34 protein-coding genes are annotated in these 15403 nt (G+C 69.1%); 33 read left to right on the forward strand and 1 reads right to left on the reverse strand.

Features of this window, described 5'->3' with window-relative positions:
* Positions 1 to 12: 12 nt before the first annotated feature.
* The 31 genes from DAETH_RS14365 (at position 13) to DAETH_RS14515 (ending at position 14016) form a co-directional block, all read left to right on the forward strand.
* Positions 13 to 360 (forward strand): hypothetical protein, encoded by a 348-nt coding sequence (locus tag DAETH_RS14365; RefSeq protein ID WP_264775563.1) that lies wholly within the window; start codon positions 13 to 15, stop codon positions 358 to 360.
* Complete coding sequence (locus DAETH_RS14370) at positions 347 to 763, forward strand: hypothetical protein (RefSeq protein WP_264775564.1); 417 nt, start codon at positions 347 to 349, stop codon at positions 761 to 763. Before DAETH_RS14365 ends, DAETH_RS14370 begins: the two co-directional genes overlap by 14 nt.
* Positions 760 to 1068, forward strand: coding sequence for a hypothetical protein (locus tag DAETH_RS14375; RefSeq protein WP_264775565.1), 309 nt, complete (start codon positions 760 to 762; stop codon positions 1066 to 1068). Before DAETH_RS14370 ends, DAETH_RS14375 begins: the two co-directional genes overlap by 4 nt.
* Entirely contained in the window at positions 1065 to 1388 is a 324-nt protein-coding gene (locus DAETH_RS14380) for a hypothetical protein (RefSeq protein WP_264775566.1), read from the forward strand. The genes DAETH_RS14375 and DAETH_RS14380 overlap by 4 nt, the downstream gene beginning before the upstream one ends.
* Positions 1388 to 1795, forward strand: coding sequence for a hypothetical protein (locus tag DAETH_RS14385; protein WP_264775567.1), 408 nt, complete (start codon positions 1388 to 1390; stop codon positions 1793 to 1795). Before DAETH_RS14380 ends, DAETH_RS14385 begins: the two co-directional genes overlap by 1 nt.
* Positions 1792 to 2082, forward strand: coding sequence for a hypothetical protein (locus tag DAETH_RS14390; protein WP_264775568.1), 291 nt, complete (start codon positions 1792 to 1794; stop codon positions 2080 to 2082). The genes DAETH_RS14385 and DAETH_RS14390 overlap by 4 nt, the downstream gene beginning before the upstream one ends.
* On the forward strand, positions 2055 to 2540 hold the full coding sequence (locus tag DAETH_RS14395) for a hypothetical protein (RefSeq protein WP_264775569.1): 486 nt from the start codon (positions 2055 to 2057) through the stop codon (positions 2538 to 2540). Before DAETH_RS14390 ends, DAETH_RS14395 begins: the two co-directional genes overlap by 28 nt.
* Positions 2533 to 2907, forward strand: coding sequence for a hypothetical protein (locus tag DAETH_RS14400; RefSeq protein ID WP_264775570.1), 375 nt, complete (start codon positions 2533 to 2535; stop codon positions 2905 to 2907). Before DAETH_RS14395 ends, DAETH_RS14400 begins: the two co-directional genes overlap by 8 nt.
* Before the next feature lie 150 nt (positions 2908 to 3057).
* Positions 3058 to 3297, forward strand: a complete 240-nt coding sequence (locus tag DAETH_RS14405) for a hypothetical protein (protein WP_264775571.1) — start codon at positions 3058 to 3060, stop codon at positions 3295 to 3297.
* Complete coding sequence (locus tag DAETH_RS14410) at positions 3287 to 3484, forward strand: hypothetical protein (RefSeq protein ID WP_264775572.1); 198 nt, start codon at positions 3287 to 3289, stop codon at positions 3482 to 3484. The genes DAETH_RS14405 and DAETH_RS14410 overlap by 11 nt, the downstream gene beginning before the upstream one ends.
* Complete coding sequence (locus tag DAETH_RS14415; protein ID WP_264775573.1) at positions 3471 to 3674, forward strand: hypothetical protein; 204 nt, start codon at positions 3471 to 3473, stop codon at positions 3672 to 3674. The genes DAETH_RS14410 and DAETH_RS14415 overlap by 14 nt, the downstream gene beginning before the upstream one ends.
* Entirely contained in the window at positions 3674 to 3871 is a 198-nt protein-coding gene (locus tag DAETH_RS14420) for a hypothetical protein (protein ID WP_264775574.1), read from the forward strand. The genes DAETH_RS14415 and DAETH_RS14420 overlap by 1 nt, the downstream gene beginning before the upstream one ends.
* Entirely contained in the window at positions 3871 to 4071 is a 201-nt protein-coding gene (locus DAETH_RS14425) for a hypothetical protein (RefSeq protein ID WP_264775575.1), read from the forward strand. Before DAETH_RS14420 ends, DAETH_RS14425 begins: the two co-directional genes overlap by 1 nt.
* A complete protein-coding gene (locus DAETH_RS14430) occupies positions 4068 to 4616 on the forward strand; it encodes a hypothetical protein (protein WP_264775576.1) in 549 nt (182 codons plus the stop codon). The genes DAETH_RS14425 and DAETH_RS14430 overlap by 4 nt, the downstream gene beginning before the upstream one ends.
* Positions 4613 to 4873: a hypothetical protein gene (locus DAETH_RS14435; RefSeq protein WP_264775577.1), complete on the forward strand. Its 261-nt coding sequence runs from the start codon at positions 4613 to 4615 to the stop codon at positions 4871 to 4873. Before DAETH_RS14430 ends, DAETH_RS14435 begins: the two co-directional genes overlap by 4 nt.
* Positions 4870 to 5115, forward strand: a complete 246-nt coding sequence (locus DAETH_RS14440; protein ID WP_264775578.1) for a hypothetical protein — start codon at positions 4870 to 4872, stop codon at positions 5113 to 5115. The genes DAETH_RS14435 and DAETH_RS14440 overlap by 4 nt, the downstream gene beginning before the upstream one ends.
* A complete protein-coding gene (locus DAETH_RS14445) occupies positions 5112 to 5378 on the forward strand; it encodes a hypothetical protein (protein ID WP_264775579.1) in 267 nt (88 codons plus the stop codon). Before DAETH_RS14440 ends, DAETH_RS14445 begins: the two co-directional genes overlap by 4 nt.
* The gene (locus DAETH_RS14450) at positions 5378 to 5878 is read left to right on the forward strand and encodes a hypothetical protein (protein WP_264775580.1); all 501 of its coding nucleotides are present in this window, start codon (positions 5378 to 5380) and stop codon (positions 5876 to 5878) included. Before DAETH_RS14445 ends, DAETH_RS14450 begins: the two co-directional genes overlap by 1 nt.
* Positions 5878 to 6183, forward strand: a complete 306-nt coding sequence (locus DAETH_RS14455) for a hypothetical protein (RefSeq protein WP_264775581.1) — start codon at positions 5878 to 5880, stop codon at positions 6181 to 6183. Before DAETH_RS14450 ends, DAETH_RS14455 begins: the two co-directional genes overlap by 1 nt.
* Before the next feature lie 35 nt (positions 6184 to 6218).
* Complete coding sequence (locus DAETH_RS14460) at positions 6219 to 6650, forward strand: hypothetical protein (protein WP_264775582.1); 432 nt, start codon at positions 6219 to 6221, stop codon at positions 6648 to 6650.
* A gap of 20 nt (positions 6651 to 6670) precedes the next feature.
* Positions 6671 to 7024, forward strand: coding sequence for a helix-turn-helix domain-containing protein (locus DAETH_RS14465; protein ID WP_264775583.1), 354 nt, complete (start codon positions 6671 to 6673; stop codon positions 7022 to 7024).
* Positions 7025 to 7026: 2 nt separating this feature from the next.
* Positions 7027 to 7308 carry a hypothetical protein gene (locus DAETH_RS14470; RefSeq protein WP_264775584.1) on the forward strand — a complete coding sequence of 94 codons (282 nt, stop codon included), beginning with the start codon at positions 7027 to 7029 and terminating at the stop codon, positions 7306 to 7308.
* A 13-nt stretch (positions 7309 to 7321) separates the two neighbouring features.
* On the forward strand, positions 7322 to 7897 hold the full coding sequence (locus DAETH_RS14475) for a DUF3486 family protein (RefSeq protein ID WP_264775585.1): 576 nt from the start codon (positions 7322 to 7324) through the stop codon (positions 7895 to 7897).
* On the forward strand, positions 7894 to 9165 hold the full coding sequence (locus DAETH_RS14480; protein ID WP_264775586.1) for a terminase large subunit domain-containing protein: 1272 nt from the start codon (positions 7894 to 7896) through the stop codon (positions 9163 to 9165). The genes DAETH_RS14475 and DAETH_RS14480 overlap by 4 nt, the downstream gene beginning before the upstream one ends.
* A gap of 9 nt (positions 9166 to 9174) precedes the next feature.
* Positions 9175 to 10509 carry a hypothetical protein gene (locus tag DAETH_RS14485; RefSeq protein ID WP_264775587.1) on the forward strand — a complete coding sequence of 445 codons (1335 nt, stop codon included), beginning with the start codon at positions 9175 to 9177 and terminating at the stop codon, positions 10507 to 10509.
* Positions 10506 to 11273, forward strand: coding sequence for a phage minor head protein (locus tag DAETH_RS14490; RefSeq protein WP_264775588.1), 768 nt, complete (start codon positions 10506 to 10508; stop codon positions 11271 to 11273). Before DAETH_RS14485 ends, DAETH_RS14490 begins: the two co-directional genes overlap by 4 nt.
* A 40-nt stretch (positions 11274 to 11313) precedes the next feature.
* Positions 11314 to 11703, forward strand: a complete 390-nt coding sequence (locus DAETH_RS14495) for a hypothetical protein (RefSeq protein WP_264775589.1) — start codon at positions 11314 to 11316, stop codon at positions 11701 to 11703.
* A gap of 246 nt (positions 11704 to 11949) precedes the next feature.
* On the forward strand, positions 11950 to 12519 hold the full coding sequence (locus DAETH_RS14500; protein ID WP_264775590.1) for a hypothetical protein: 570 nt from the start codon (positions 11950 to 11952) through the stop codon (positions 12517 to 12519).
* A gap of 1 nt (position 12520) precedes the next feature.
* Complete coding sequence (locus DAETH_RS14505) at positions 12521 to 13378, forward strand: hypothetical protein (protein ID WP_264775591.1); 858 nt, start codon at positions 12521 to 12523, stop codon at positions 13376 to 13378.
* Positions 13379 to 13453: 75 nt separating this feature from the next.
* Positions 13454 to 13834, forward strand: a complete 381-nt coding sequence (locus tag DAETH_RS14510) for a hypothetical protein (RefSeq protein WP_264775592.1) — start codon at positions 13454 to 13456, stop codon at positions 13832 to 13834.
* Positions 13831 to 14016 carry a hypothetical protein gene (locus DAETH_RS14515; RefSeq protein WP_264775593.1) on the forward strand — a complete coding sequence of 62 codons (186 nt, stop codon included), beginning with the start codon at positions 13831 to 13833 and terminating at the stop codon, positions 14014 to 14016. The genes DAETH_RS14510 and DAETH_RS14515 overlap by 4 nt, the downstream gene beginning before the upstream one ends.
* Here DAETH_RS14515 and DAETH_RS14520 read toward each other — a convergent pair.
* On the reverse strand, positions 14000 to 14218 hold the full coding sequence (locus DAETH_RS14520; RefSeq protein ID WP_264775594.1) for a hypothetical protein: 219 nt from the start codon (positions 14216 to 14218) through the stop codon (positions 14000 to 14002). The two genes, DAETH_RS14515 and DAETH_RS14520, sit on opposite strands and share 17 nt — an antisense overlap.
* A gap of 136 nt (positions 14219 to 14354) precedes the next feature.
* On the opposite strand from DAETH_RS14520, the gene DAETH_RS14525 reads away from it, so the two are divergent.
* A complete protein-coding gene (locus DAETH_RS14525; protein WP_264775595.1) occupies positions 14355 to 14612 on the forward strand; it encodes a hypothetical protein in 258 nt (85 codons plus the stop codon).
* Positions 14609 to 15400, forward strand: coding sequence for an HNH endonuclease (locus DAETH_RS14530; protein WP_264775596.1), 792 nt, complete (start codon positions 14609 to 14611; stop codon positions 15398 to 15400). Before DAETH_RS14525 ends, DAETH_RS14530 begins: the two co-directional genes overlap by 4 nt.
* Positions 15401 to 15403 lie beyond the last annotated feature (3 nt).

A 15403-nucleotide genomic window follows, 5' to 3' on the forward strand; every position in this document is an offset into this window, starting at 1 on the left:
GGAGGCGAACTGATGCGCCCCCCCTACATGCTCCGCACCGGCCGCACCCCCGTCGAGCGGGCCGCCGGGCTCCTCTCCTCCGAGATCGGCACCTGGGCCCTGCGCCGGGCCCTGGCCTTCGGCACGGTCACGCCCCGCGACCTGGAGCGCCAGTTCCCCGCCGCCGGGCCGGGTCGCCTCGTCAACCTCCTGCGGCTGATGGCCGAGCGCGGCGAGCTGAACCGCCTCTCGCCGGTCGGGCCCCACAACCGCGCCGTCTACGGCCCCGGCAACCTCACCGACCTCCGCACCCTCCACGCCGCCCTCACTGACCTCCTCGCCCTCTCCCCCACCCCGGAGGTGCCCCGTGAAGCCGAGTAAAGAAGCCGTCGAGCAACTCCTCGACCTCCCCGCTCAGATCAACGCCCTCGACCGCACCCTCAACGGCCTGAAGAACGACAAGGCCAAGAAGACCCGCGAGATCGACGCGAGCAAGGCGAGGCACCGCGTCCGCATCAGCAAGGAGGGCGAGTACAGCAACGCCGAGGACCGCGCCGCTGCTCTCACCATCGCCCTCGAAGACGACCCCAAGCACTCCGCTCTCGTGGAGCGCCTGGAAGCCCTGAACGGCATGATCCGCTCCACCGAGGCCCAGCGCGACCTCCTGCGCCGCACCCGCGAGGGCCTGCGCGTGCAGGCGGGGCTCTACATCGTCGGGCGCCTGGAGGAACTCGTGCAGGACAAGGACTTGGCGAAGGCCCTCGGCATGGGGCTGCTGGCATGAGGCTCGCCGACTTCCAGAAACGCCTCTCCCGCTGGCGGGAGAAGGTGCGCCGCTTCAGCCCCATCCAGTTGCGGCTCTCGCTCACCGTCCAGGCTGCCATCGAATCCGTGGACGAGAACACCGCCGTCGAGATCACCCTCTTCCGCGACCCCGTGGACGGCATCTGGGTCGCCTACCCGGTGGGTGGTCCCTGGGCTGCCGATCCCGACAACGCCCCCATCGTCTCCGGCCTCGACCCCACCCGGGTCGTCGCCGAGCTGCTCGTCACGCCCGCCTTCCCCACCCCCAAGGAGGTCCGCCCATGATCCTGACGCTGCTCGCCCTCGCCATCGGCTGCCTGTTGCTCTATGCGGTGGCCGCCTCGCTCCCCGCTCGCGTCGCCTGGGCGCCCTGCGACGCCTCCGCCCGCTGCGTGAGCGTGGTGGACCACACCCACCGGTACGGGTACACGTCCGGCGAGCTGTTCGACTGCGCACGGGAGGAGGGCGGACCCGACACGGCCGAGCTGTTCATCGACCTCGGTTGTGCCAGGGCCGTCGCGGAGCGCATCGACGCGGAGGAGATTCAGCAGGCCCGCGAGCGGCAGCTCGTGCGGTCGCGGGTGCGGATTCCGGGGGTGGCGTGATGCGGCACACGCTGGACCTGGGCGACACGGTGACCTGCCGGAGCACCGGCGCCCTCGGCGTGGTCACGTGTGTCGAGGTGCTGGGCACGGGTGAGCGGGCCTACACGGTGGAGTGGGCTCAGGCGTTCGACCGCGTTCGCCACTCCCGCTGCGGCTGGTCCCGCGAGGAACTGGAGCGGGAGTACGGCAACCTCCAGGTCGGGGACTGGGTGTACGTGACCGGCGAGTGCGAGCAGCGGAGCACCACGGACGTTGACGAGCTGAACGAGGAACTGGGCGTGATCGTGGACGACTACGCCGAGGCATACGCCCCCGACTTCCTGGTGTTCTGCCCGGGCGAGGGCCGCGCCTACGAGTGCACCACTGCCCATCTCACCCGCATCACGCGGGCGGAGGCGCTGGCATGACCCTCCCCGACTCCCTGCGCCCTGAACGGTCCGCCCGTGACAATGCCCGCGCCCTGGGCGACCGCTACCTCCTGCCCCACCCCGCCGAGTACGTCATCGTCCCCAGCGGCACCGTCCACCTGCGCCACCCGGGCAGCCGCCGGACGCTGTGCGGCACCCTGATCCCCCTCGACGGCCCCCGCATGAGCCGCTACAGCACCGACCCGCACACCCTGACCTGTAACCGCTGCGGGCAGGTCGTGGAGAAGGCGGGCGAGCGGTGGGCGGCGAAGAAGCGGGTGCGCTGATGGCCGAGGAGATGCTCTACGCCCAGGCCACCGCCCAGGAGCTGCTCGACGCCATCCCCAACTACGAGGCCGTGGGGTGCGACATCGGCGCCATCGCCGTCGCCTTCATGCGCAAGTACCGCACCTGCGACTCCCTCGGCACCTTCACGCTGCGGGGCGTCGAGTTCTCCTGCGTCAACTTCTCCTCCGTCCACCTGATCCTCTCGCCCCTCGTCCGGGAGGAGGACGGCCGCCGCACCCTCGCCCCCGTCGCGGCGTGGCTCACCGCCAACGACATCACCGACCTGCGGATCGTGGGCACGGGCAACTGGGACCGCCGCCATCAGTGGAGCCGCGACGGCGGCCAGCGGTGGGGCCGCATGACGCTCCAGGGCTCCGCTCCGCCCCAGCCCGCGCCCACCCAGGTCATCGAGCCGCGCATCCCAGCCGCGCCCACCGAGGAGGAGGCCCATGCCTGACCTCGCCCCGACCGTCACCGCGCCGAGCTTCCAGGACCACCCGCTCGCCTACTACCGCTGGCACCTGGCGCACCACGCGGAAATGTTCGTCGAGTTCCGCCGCCTCGCCGACTGGTACAGGGTGACCAAATCCGACCGCCGGGTGAGCGCCGACATGATCTGCCACGTCATGCGCTTCCAGGCGGGGCTGAAGGCGACGGATGACCAGTTCGCGGTCAACAACGTCCTCACGCCGCTCTACGCCCGGCTCTACAAGCGGCAGCGCCCCGGCGCGAACGTCGAGACCCGCACGAGCCAACTGGACGACCTGAGCGAGGAGACCTGGGTGGAGCTGCTCGCGCTCGTGCCCGACGAGGTGACCCCATGAACCGCACCGAACAGGCCCTCGCTGCCCTGCGCGGAGAGCCGGGCCGCGCGTGGACCTCGACCCAGATGAGCGTGGCCCTGGCCTGCGCCCCAGCCCAGGCGAGAGGGGCGATGCTCCGGCTGGTGGGCACCGGCTGCGCCGTGATCGGCGATGACGGCCTCTTCCGGCTTCCTGACGCGCCCCCCCCCTGCACCCCCCGCCGAGGAGCGCGTGTTCGCCCTGCTCTCCCCCACGCGCGAGCTGACGCCCTTCGGTCTCGCCGACCTGCACCCCGAGCTGGGGCTGAGCGAGGACGAGGTGCTGGACTGCCTCGTCACGCTGGCCCGCGCCCGGCGCATCGACCTGTGGGCGAGCCTGCCCACGTTCGAGGGGGCGTCTGATGGACAGTGACCGCACCCTGGGCGAGATCGCCTACAGCGCCTACCGGGAGAGCACCGGGGGGCGGACCCACAGCGGGGGCGAGATGCCCCTGTGGCCCGACCTCCCCCTCAGCATCCAGTGGGCCTGGCAGGCCGGAGGCTGTGCCGTGGCCGCGCACGTCGTCGGGGAGGAGGTGGCGGACGATGACCGCCGCTGATCCCCCCGTCCGGGAGGGCTGGAGTTTCCTGTGGCAGTACGGTCTGTCCCATTACGTCCGGGGCGGCAAGGTTCTCTGCGGCGTGCCGCTCGGCTCGCCCGGCGAGCTGACGCTGACCCCCGTGCCGTTCACCTACCCCTGCCCCCACTGCGAGCGCGCGCTCGTGGCCGAAGCGAAGGGATACCGCTGATGTTCGACGACTTCGACGCCCCCGACACCTGCGTCTCCTGCCACGAGCCCACCCCCAGCCCCCGCACTTGCCGCTGCTGCCGCCGGGCGGTCTGCCTGGGCTGCGCCGAGCACGACCAGGACGACGACACGTATTGCCCGGACTGCGCGGCGGACCTGCGGGCGTTCCTGGCAGAAGGCGCCCTGGAGGTGGCCTGATGCCTGGACGCCCCCCGCCCCGTTGCCCGCGCTCGGGCAAGCAGTCGTGGTGGAGGGAGGCCGACGCACTCGGCTACCTCGCCCGGGTGCTCCACAGGTGGCACGACTCCGACCGCCCCCATCCCATCCGTGCCTACCGCTGTGAGGTCTGCAAGCGGTGGCACGTGACCTCCAAGCCGCTCAGGAGAAACCCCGAATGACCCACACCGAACCCCGTCCCACCCTCCCCACGCTGGCCCTGAACTACGAAACCGGGACCTTCGTGAACACCCTGACCGGCGAGCAGCACAGCCGGATCGAGGCCGTCGTCCTGGGCTACCGCGAGGACCGCACGCTCTACCCCAGCCTCCAGAACCCCGACCCCCGGCCCGAGTGCGTGAACGGGAGCGTGTACGGCCCGTGCGTGGACTGCGGCCTGAAGGAGTTCGGGCCCCAGGGCGAGGTCCCGCCCTGCTCCGAGGAGCTGACCCTGCTGCTGTGGCAGGACGAGCACGCCGAGGTGGTGATGCTCACCGCCCGTCGCTCCCAGGTGCGGGTGCTGGAGCGGTTCTTGCGGATGAAGGCGTTCCTCGGCGGCGAGTTGCACGATCAGCGCGTCACCATCGCCATGACGCCGCACCTGGAGGGCGGGCTGAACCGGCTCGTGCTCCTGCCTGGGGCGCCCCTGGACGGGAACGCGCAGGGGCGGATGGCGGCGCTGGTGGAGCGGGTGCGGGCGAGCGGGGCGTTCGGGGGGCTGTCATGATCTACGACGACGAGTACGACACGACCCACATGACTACACCAACGCTCGGCGATCTCCTTGACGCGCTTCAGCGTGTCGCCGAGCGGCGCGGGCGTGAGCTGCCGGTGCTGGTTACGCTCTTCAGCGGTGACGACGAGGTGACGGGGGAGCCTGCCCGGGTATCGCTAGAGGAGAACCACGCCGACGAGACGCTGTTCGTGCGCCTGGAGGGCGAGAAGCCCACCGCCTGGGAATTAGGCGGGGAGGACCCGGAGTGAGCGCCCGCACCGGCCGCAGGCGAGCCCTGCTCCTGCTGGCGCTCTATCACCAAGGGCAGACAGTCAGCCGCCTGAGCGCGAACACCGGCCTGCGGTACACCGCCGTCGAGGGCATCCTGGACAGCCTGAGCCGCTCCGGGCTGGCCGAGTTGTCCGAGGCGGGCTGGGTGATCGGCTCCGGCCCGCACGTCGCGGCGGCGCTGGAGGAGGCGCGGGAGATCGTGCGGGGGGTGGGGGCATGAGCGGCCTGCCACGTGCCGCCGACATGCGTGTGCAGCTTGAGCAGGGCGCAACCGCAAAGGCGCAGGCGCAGCTTGCGAAGCTCGCCGAGGAGATCAGGGCAGCGACCGCCCGTGGGGCCGCGTCCGTCAACCTATACGACTCGTTAGAGCCTGGGGTCGAGGCGCACTTGAAGGCCGCTGGCTACTCGATTCGGCACACGCATGTGGGTCACGACCCACGCGAACCCTATGGGAGCGATGGCTACTACACGGTGAGCTGGTGATGGACGCCTCCAACCACCGTGTTGCCCACAACGCCGTCCGCGCGGGTCAACGCTACTACGCCTCCCGCCGGAAGGGGGCGTCGCGGCGAATGAGGCGGGCCTGGCGCGGTGATCGGACTGTCGCGGCCTTCGAGGCGCTCGTGCAAGCGGCGCAGAGGATGGCGGAGGCCGTGCGCCGCATCGTGGAGGGGGTCGCTGGCCTGGGCCGCGCGCTCACGCAGATGCTCGCTCCCCTCCGCGACCCCTCTCGCCCCCTGATCGACCGTGTGCGCGAGAGCATGGTGCTGTGGCCTGACGCCACACCCTCCCAGGTCGCCTACCTCGTCGGGGAGGAGCGGGTGCGGCTCGTCACCCTGGTCATGCTGGGGGTTGTGCTCGATGTGGGGCGTAGTAGGGTTGCCGCAACTCCCACAACCCCGCCGCTTCCCGGTACATCTACCCGCCCGGAGGACCTCCCGCCCGCTAGCCTGCGAGCATCCCGCAGTGACGGCGACGCCTAATGGCCGGTCTGCCCTGCGACACCTGCCAGGAGGACAGCACCATCGTCTTGCGCGGTGAGGCGGGCCTGGACGGCGAGGATGAGTTGATCTACCGGAGGTGGCGCGTTTGCCTGAATCCCAACTGCGAGCGGTATCTGCACCGCCGGACCTCCGTCGAGTATTACCCGGAGGACCAGGGCGAGCCGAAGGTGTACGAGCTGACGGAACTGAAGAGGGCGATGGACGCTCTGGGGCTGAGACCAAACGCCCCTGGAAACGACTTACCGATGCTGCCGTGGGGCGACGGCGTGGACAGGGCAAGCTGAACGAGGGGGAGGCGCACGAGCCTCCCCCTCCTGCTGTGCCCCCGCCCAGACGGGCACCCCACCGCGACTGGCCCGTGATGCTCGCCCAGCGGATGCGAGAGGCGAGGTGGGTCAACGCCCAGGTGAAGCTCGTCGGCAAGGTGCAGGTCGAGACCCCCGACCCCATCAGCCTGCTCGACATCCTCGGCGTGTACGAGCTGGACAACCGCAGCCTGCGGGCCGCTCGCGCCGCCCTCACCCCCGCCCAGCGCGAGCAGGTCCTCGCCTACCTCGTCCGGCCGGACCTGCTCGTCGAACGCGCTGATCAGGACGGCTCCCGCCGCTGGGTCAGCGTGCCGCCCGAGATGTGGGACAGCGAGGCCGACGCCTTCCGGGCGCTGTGGCACAACCTCTCGCGCATGGGGACACTCAGGCGACTCCCTCCTCGACCAACCAACAACCCCGAATCTGCCCCTACTGCCGAGTAGGGGCGCCGCCTGGAGGCACTATGACCCTATCCGGAACGTCCGCCGATGCCTACCGCCGCATGACCCGTGGGGTCGTGTTGAGCACGCTGTACATGGCCTGGCATGAGGGCCTGACTGACCCGGCCCGCAACCGCACGATGGGCCGCACCGTGCTCGAAATGACCCTGACCCAGCGTGCGGCGATGCCGCCCCGGGAGGACCTGACCCGCGCGGTGGACTGGCTGGAGGGTGCCGGGTACGTCGAGGTCGAGTGGGGGATGGATGACCGCCGCACCTACGACACCCTGACCCTGACTCAGAAGGGCATCGACCTCTACGAGAACCGCCGGGCGGCGCAGGTGGAGCCCGGCGTCGCACTCCCGCCTCGAAGGTAATCATGGACGAGCGACAGCGAGACGCGGCGCTGCGGGACGTGGCGGATCAGGTGGACGCTCTCCAGCTCACCACCCTGACGGGGTTGCAGCGGCTGGAGCTGGAGTTGGGCTACCTCCGTCGATGGGTCGGGCCGATGGTCGGCGTCCTGGCCGTCCTCGTCGCGGTCTCACTGGTAATCAGCATCTCCACCCTGGTGGCTCTCAATCTGAACCGGGCAGTGCTCCACGAAATCGACCAGAGCCGGGCACACCAGGCGGCACCGGCCACACCGGGCAGTCCCTGAGCAGGAGGGCCGAATGGACTACGACATCAACGCCCTCATGCGCCCTAAGTGCAAGGTGTGCAGCTCCTCCATCCGTCAGGGCGTCGATCTGCGCCTGATGGGTAAGGAAGTGGACGAGGAGAGCGGGGAGCGGTACAGCTACGAGGAGATCGTGGACTGGGCCGCCGCGCACGGCCTTCAGATCAGCAAGGCGGGGTTGAGCCGCCACAAGAGTGACCATCTGATGCCCGACGTGCTGGGTGCCGTCGAGGCGCAGCGCCAGGTCGAGGCCATCGCGCAGGCGACCGGGCAGGTGCTCGGCATGGAGACGGCGTTCCTCAACATGCTCGTGAGCAAGGCGATGCGGGCGCTCGATGGCGTGGACCTGGAGATGAACCCCAAGGTCCTGAACGCCACGGTGCGCAGCATCGAGGTATTGCTGAAGGTGAGGAAGGCGGAGCTGGCCCTGACCAGGGACAAGATCGCCGAGGCCGACAAGAAGGTGACGGCGCTCGCCGCGCAATCGGGGATGGCCCCCGACGTGCTCCGGGCCATCCGGCGCGACCTCTACGGCCTGGTGGACGCCGAGCCCGAGCCGGAGGCACCTTGACGGCGCCGGGGGGCATCCTGCTGCCCTACCAGCGGAAGTGGGTGCAGGACAAGAGCCGCTTCAAGATCGGCATGATGTCGCGCCAGTCGGGGAAATCCTTTGCCACATCCCTGGAGGCGGTGGACGACGGCCTGGAACGCAAGACGACCTGGATTTACCTCTCGCGCGGCGAGCGGCAGAGCCTGGAGCTGGCAAACACGGTGAAGACCCACCTCACCGCGTACCGGCAGGCCGCCGAGAGCCTGGAGGATTACTTCCTGGGGGAGGACGGCACCCGATACACTCAGCTTCAGCAGGTCCTCCCGAACGGCTCCCGGCACATCTTCCTGCCCGCCAACCCCGACACGGCGCGTGGCTACAGCGGCAACGTTCTGCTGGACGAGTTCGCGTTCCACAAGGACAGCCGGGCCATCTGGCAGGCGCTCTACCCGATCATCACGCGCAGGCCCGATTACAAGCTGCGCGTGATCAGCACGCCGAACGGCCTGAACAACAAGTTCGCGGAGCTGTGGCACGGCAAGGGCACCGGCAAGTCCGTCTGGAGCAAGCACCACGTGGACATCTATGAGGCCGTGGCGCAGGGCCTCCCGGTGGACCCGGAGGAGCTGAAAGCGGGCCTCCAGGACGACGAGGCGTGGGCGCAGGAGTACGAGCTTCAGTTCCTGGACGAGGCAACTGCGTTCCTGTCCTACGAGCTGATCGCCTCCGTCGAGCACCGCCTCGCCACCCTCGACTACGACCTGGCGGCGCTGCTGCGCGACTCAGGGCGCTACCTGGGCGTGGACATCGGCCGCCGCCGTGACCTCACGGTCCTGTGGCTGCTGGAGCGGGTGGGAGACGTGTACTGGACCCGGCTGCTGGAGCGGATGAAGGGGGCGCGGTTCGCCGTGCAAAGCGGGCGCCTGGACGCCGTGCTGCCCCACGTCACCCGGGCCTGCATCGACGCGACGGGTCTGGGAATGCAGCTTGCCGAGCAGGCGCAGGAGCGGCACGGCCCCAAGGTCGAGCCGGTGACGTTCACGGGGACGGTCAAGAACGACCTTGCCACGACCCTGCGCCGCGCCTTCGAGGACCGCATCATCCGCATCCCGGAGGAGGAAGGGCTCCGGCGGGCGCTGCACAAGGTCCGCAAGATCACCACGTCGTCCAACAACCCGCGCTACGACGCCGAGTCGGAGGCGGACGGCCACGCCGACGAGTTCTGGGCTGGGGCCCTCGCCATGCACGCTGCCGTCACGAAGACGAGCGGCGGGATCATCACGCTCTAGGAGGGCTGAATGGACACAGCGGTACTGACAGCCCTCGTGCAGGACCAGATGGCGGACATCGCCACGACCTGGCAGGCCGAGTCCGACGCCCGGCAGGCCATCGGCGGGAAGGGCATCGAGGCGATGGTGGCCCAGCTCTTCCCCGGCGTGGACATCAACCTGCTGAAGGCGAACAAGGACGTTCCGAACTACCTCCAGCAGGGCATCAGCCGTTATGTGCGGGCCCTGACCCGTGGCGAGCTGAACTGGGAGTGGGAGGGCGAGGGCAGCGAGCCGGACGCGCGAGTCTCCCCCGGCGCATTCCTCGACTCACGCGGGCGCGATCTGGTGCAGGACGCCACGACCGACGCCCTGGTGAGCGGCAAGTTCGCCTTCCTGCCCGCCGTCACCCCGGACGGCCGCCTCCGGCTGACGACGCTCACCGGGTTTCTCTGGCCCATCTACGAGCCCGGCGACGCGAGCGAGGTGCTCGGCGTCCTCCAGATCACGTCGGCCCGCAAGGGCGACAAGATCAAGTACGAGGTCCGGCGCTACTCGCCGGGGCTGCTGGAGGTGTTTGGCGACCTGGAGGAGTGGCAGAAGTACGCGGCGAAGACGCCCGAAGTGTTCCAGCAGCCCGCGAAGGATCGGCTCCCCATCGCCTTCCGCATCGTGGGCCGGGATGCGGATCGGCAGCCTGAAGGCATCGCGCAGACCGCCGTGCCCGCCTTCCGGCGCTTCGTGAAGTTCGCGGTCCTCCTCGCCTTCATCGCCACGCGCGGCGGCTTCGAGGAGCGGCTGGTGAAGTCCGACCAGCTCTTCCAGCTGGCGAAGGAGAACCCCCGGCACCCGCTCGTGCTGGAACTGAAGAAGGTGGGCGTGAACGTGGTGCGCCTCCTCGACGGGGGCGGCAGTTACGAGCGTCTCGACCCGGTGGTCCTGTCCGAGTACCGGGATCAGGAGGCGGCGGCACGGGCAGACGTGCGGGACGCGCTCAACATGCCGGACACCGGGGGCGACCTCAGCGGGGACGCCCTTCAGGAAAAGCGCGAGGCGTACACCGAGTTCACCGAGAGCGTGGCAGGCAGCGTCGGGGGCGCCCTCACCGAAGCCCACGCGCTCGGGGCGGTCCTGCGCCCGGCGGAGCTGCGTCCCGGCTACCGGGTCACCCTGGAGCCCCGCTTCACCCGCGATGTGATGAACGAACGCAAGATGCTGCTGGAGGAGTACAAGGCAGGGTTGCCCCGGAGTGCGTGGCTCTCCGGGCTCCAGTCGCTCGGTGTCTCGCAGGTCACCCAGGCCCACATCAACGCGGCGCTGGCGGAGGAGGAGGCACTGGCCCCGCCCCGGGTTGAGGGCGCGTGAGCGCGGTGGTCGAGCGCATCCTGCGGGAGCTGGAGCGGCGCGGCAACCGGCTGGAGGCGGAGGCGTTGCGGGCCGTCACGCGGCTGTACGGGCAGCTCGACCTCGCCAGCCTCATCGCCCTGCTGCGCGCGGCCACCGAGGAGGACAGCCCGCTCGCCCGGGTGCGGTACATGGACCGGCTGATGGAGGCGTGGGACATCGGGGCCGAGATTCTGGGGGAGGCGCCCGACAACCTGGCGGCGGCCGTGCGCTCGGCGGTGCAGAGCGGGATCACCGGCACGGCGGAGATGTTCGCCGCGTCTCAGGTCGTGACCGACGCCTTCACGGTCCCGGCCACCTTGCAGCTTCGGTACATGGAGCACGCCGAGGCGCGGATGCTGGAGTTCTGGGGAGGGGAGCCGCCCCGGTTGCGGCGGGAGGTGCAGGCCGCAATCCGCGACGGACTGGAGCGTGGGCAGGGCCTCGACCAGATCGCCCGCCGCATCCGCGAGCGCACGTCGGTCAGCCGCTCGCGGGCCACGCTCATCGCCCGGAACGAGGTGGGCAACGCGGCCGGGTTCGCCATGCGCGAGAGCCAGAAGGAGGCGGGCTGCACCCACTACGTCTGGCGCACCGCTTCCGATAGCCGGGTCAGGCCGGAGCACAAGGCCCGCAACGGGAAGGTCTTCGCCTGGGACCGGCCGCCGAGCGACGGGCACCCGGGGGAGCCATTCAACTGCCGGTGCGTGGCGCTCGCGCTGCCGCCGGGGCAGACGGAAGCGTGATCACGGGGAGATCACGGCTGCCCCCGTAGCCTGAGCGGGCATGAAAAAGCTGCTGATCGTCGGTCTGCTGGCCGTGTCGTCGTGTGTGGCCGCCGCGCCCGGGGTGGCCGACACCCTGAAGAGGGTGGTTGCCGACCCCCAGGGAGCCGGGTTGACCTGCACGTCGATGAGTTACGGTGTCTCCTGCCGGGGGAAGGTGGCGTCTCTCAGCACCGACCGCGTGAGCGTGCAGCGGGCCAGCCGCACCCGGTACATCATCGAGATCGGCAGCCCCACGTTCACTCTCGCGCAGGTGGCCCCCAGGCGCACCCCCTCCAGCCGCCCCGGCTACGAGCGGGTCACGGGCGGGCCGCTCGCCGGGCACTTCGTTCGGAAGCTCGGCGACACCCTCGTGATCCGCAGTGCCGGGGCCCTGGAGGGGCTGTACTAGCCGCTACATCTACCCGCCGCACCCCGGGCCCGCACGCTAGGCTGCCAGCATCCCGAACTAGGTGCGTGAACCCCGACGAGGCACCCCCGCCTCCAATGGGCGGGGGTGCCTCGTTTGGCAGACCCGTTTCCTGCCTCAGATTTCCCTTAATTCAAGGCAGCGGGGTGCCGCCCGGTATCGCACAGCCTTCCCGCACTTCGAGGGGCCTTCCCGGGCCTCTGAGTGACTTCACGCCTGGAGGTTCCCATGACGGCACCCAACCCCGACCCTAAGCCCACCGACGCGTCGGTGGAGACCGGGCCCGCGCCCGCCCCGGCTGCCGACGACACGGCCGCCCGGGAGATCGCGCGGCTCAACGGCCTGCTGGAGACCAGCCGTGCCGAGAACGCCACCCTGCAACAGCGTGTGCAGGACCTGGAGGGACAAGTGGACGAGACGAAGCAGAAGGAGCTGCAGGACCGCCTGACCGCACTGGAGGGCGAGAACGCCACCCTGAAGGGCGAGAACGAACGCCTGACGGGTGAGGCGACCCGCAGCGGCCAGCTCGCTGCCCTGGCGGGCAAGGTCCGGGACCCGGAGGCGACCCTGCGACTGATGACCGACGACCTCAAAGACAAGGACGGGAACCCCGACATCGAGAAGATCATCGGGCGCTACGCGTTCCTCGCGCCGGAGGGCGTCACCACGGCGACGGCCCCGAGCGGTGGCGGCGGGCCCCAGACCCCGGCGACCACCAGCCTCGACGCGGCCGTCGCCAGCAAGGACCCGGGAGCGATCAATGCCGCCTTCGACGCCGAGCTGAAGGGAGCCCAGTAACATGACGATCACCGTCTCTGACCCCACCATTTGGAGTGCGCGCATCCTCGCGCACCTCGACAAGACGTTCGTCTACGGCGCCGCGTTCACCAACCGCAACTACCAGGGCGAGATCACGGACGCGGGCAGCACGGTCCGCATCCTCCAGGTCAGCGATGTGACCGTGAGCGATTACACCGGGACGCTGGCAGCCCCGGAGAACCTGAACGACACGGCCCTCGACCTGGTCATCGACCAGCGCAAAAGCTTCAACTTCATCGTGGACGACGTGGACGCCCGGCGCTCGATCCTGATGCTGGTGGACGAGGGCAGCAAGCGGGCCGCGCAGGGCATGAGCGACGTGCGCGACCGCCACGTGGCCTCGTTCCATAGCGCGGTGGACGCGACGAACGCCGTGGGCACCGACGCGGCCCCGGTCACCATCGGCTTCGCGGCGGGCGAGACGAGGCCCTACGACGCCTTCCTCGACCTCACCCAGAAGCTGGACGAGGCGAACGTGCCGAACCCGGACCGGCGCATCGTGCTGCCTCCCTGGTTCGTGCGGGCGCTCAAGACGCAGTTCGGCGACCGGGCGAGCAGCCTGGGCGACAACATCACCCAGAACGGCATGGCGGGCAACGTGGACGGCGTGACGGTCTACCAGAGCAACAACGTCCCCAGCGTCGGCGGGGCCAAGTTCAAGGTGCTCGCGGGCGTCCCGGAGATCACGTTCGCGGACGCCATCGTCAAGACGGAAACCCTGCGGGCCCAGTCGTCCTTCGGTACGCTTGTGCGCGGCCTGCACGTCTATGGCGCGAAGATGACCCAACCCCGGGCATTCGCGGTCGGCACCTTCAACAAGGGCCAGCTCAGCAAGTAAACCACCGGCTGAGGCGGCGGGCTTCCTCCGGAGGAAGCCCGCCGCTCGCCTTTTGCAAGGCACAAGGAGGCTGTCATGGCCGATGAGCAAGCGACCAACGGCTGGTTCCGCCACCGCCGCAGCGGTCAGGTCTTCGAGGCGGAGGGCTACGCCTACCGCGAGGCACTTAAGAACCGTGACCTGGAGGCGGTGGACGGCCCCGGCGAGCGGTCGGACGACTCGCCCAGTTCCAAGCTCGTCGCCCTGCGTGAGCGGGTGACGGCCCTGGGTCTGGAGTGGACCGCCGAGAATGACGAGAACGCGCTGAATGCCCTCCTCGAAGACCGGGCGAAGCACCTGCGGGCGGAACTCGATCAGCTTGGCATCCGGCACCTGCCCAACTGGCGGCCCGAGACGCTGGCGGAGAAGGTCAAGGCGGCTCGGGCTGAGCGCGTGCAGGCCCCGCCTGAGTCGTGACCGGCCCCACCTCCCCCACCGACGCGGCGGCCTGCCTCGTCCTCGCCCAGCGCCAGATCGGGGACGCCTCCGACTGGACGCCCGAGCAGTGGGCCGCGCAGCTCGCCGACGACGGACTGATGCGGGACGACCCGCCGGTCCTGCACTACCGCCCCTACCGCACAGCTACTGATCCGCCGTAGGTACGGCGCTCACCCGCACTTCGTAGCCCAGCTTGTTAATCGCCTCCTCAATCTTCTCTGGGGCTGCTGACTTCTGCCCGGTGCGTAATTGATGCAGACGCTGGCGGCTATAGCCCAGTTCGTTTGCAACCTGAGCGAGCGGGCGGTTCTGAGCCTCAAGAAGCTCTGAGAGGACATTCGCAAGTTCATGTCTGATCGGCATTCACCCCTCCCTTAGTGTAAAGCAATATGCTTGACACGTAAAGCTATACGCTTTACACTGACCATAACCGAAAAGCCCCGCCTGATTCTTGGCGGGACCAGCGGGGCTATTCGGAACTCTCCCAAAGGAGCTTGTAATGAGTATACGCGACTTGGACCCCCAGAGTTTCCCCGACATCAGGCACACCGCAACCCAGTTGGAGCCTGAGTTTGAGGCCACCCCGTTTGAGGGCATCATCCTCCTGCGGGTAACACAGGTGATGGACGCCTCCCCGATGGGGCTGGGCATGAGCGAGGACGATCTGACCGTCTGGGGCCATGCACGGGCGATGGTGGAGGCGGCGTACCGCCTGGGGCTGCGGGATGGCCTCGTGAAACTGGGGGAGCTGGCGTGATCCCCGTTAAGTTCTGCGGCAAGTGCTCCCGCGATCTGCCCTTGGAGGCGTTCGCCAAAAACAAGCGGATGAAGGACGGCCTTCAAACGCAATGCCGGGTGTGCCATAGCGCCAGCAGGCGGGGGCGTGAGTTGTCCCCCGAGCAGAGGGAGAAGGACCGCTTGCGTAAGGTGGCCCACCGTCAGACGGTCGAGGGTAGGGAGGCACGAGCGGAGTACATGCGGCGCTACAGGGCGGTCCCCGAAAAGGCCGAACTGGTGCGGGCCTTGAACCGAAAGCATCACCACAAGCACAAGGGGTTGCGCAACGCCAAGGCGAGGGCACAGCGGTTAGACCCTGCGACCCGTGACCACATCAACTCTCGCAAGAAGATTCGTAGAGCAGAGAACCCTGAGTTAGTGGTCAGAGCCCGCGAGAGGCATCGGCTGTACATGGAGGTGGAGCGTGAAAACGTGAACCAACGGCGCCGGGTGCGGTACACCCAGAACCCAGGCAAGTACCGGGCTGTTTCCTCTCGTATTCGCGCCAAAAGAGCGAGTGCCCCCGGAGCCTTCACGGGCGAGGACGTGCGTGCGGCGTTCGCCAAGCAGCGGGGACGGTGCGCGTACTGCGATTGCAAGATTGACAAGCGGACGCGCTGGCACATTGACCACTTCATCCCCTTGTCACGAGGGGGGACAAATCACCCGGAAAACATCGTGATCGCGTGTGAACCCTGCAATCTGGCAAAGAGTACGAAGATGCCTTGGGAGTTCATGCCGGAGCGGTTTCAGGTGGTGAACATGTAGGAG

This window comes from Deinococcus aetherius (genome assembly GCF_025997855.1).
Classification (GTDB): Bacteria; Deinococcota; Deinococci; order Deinococcales; family Deinococcaceae; genus Deinococcus; species Deinococcus aetherius.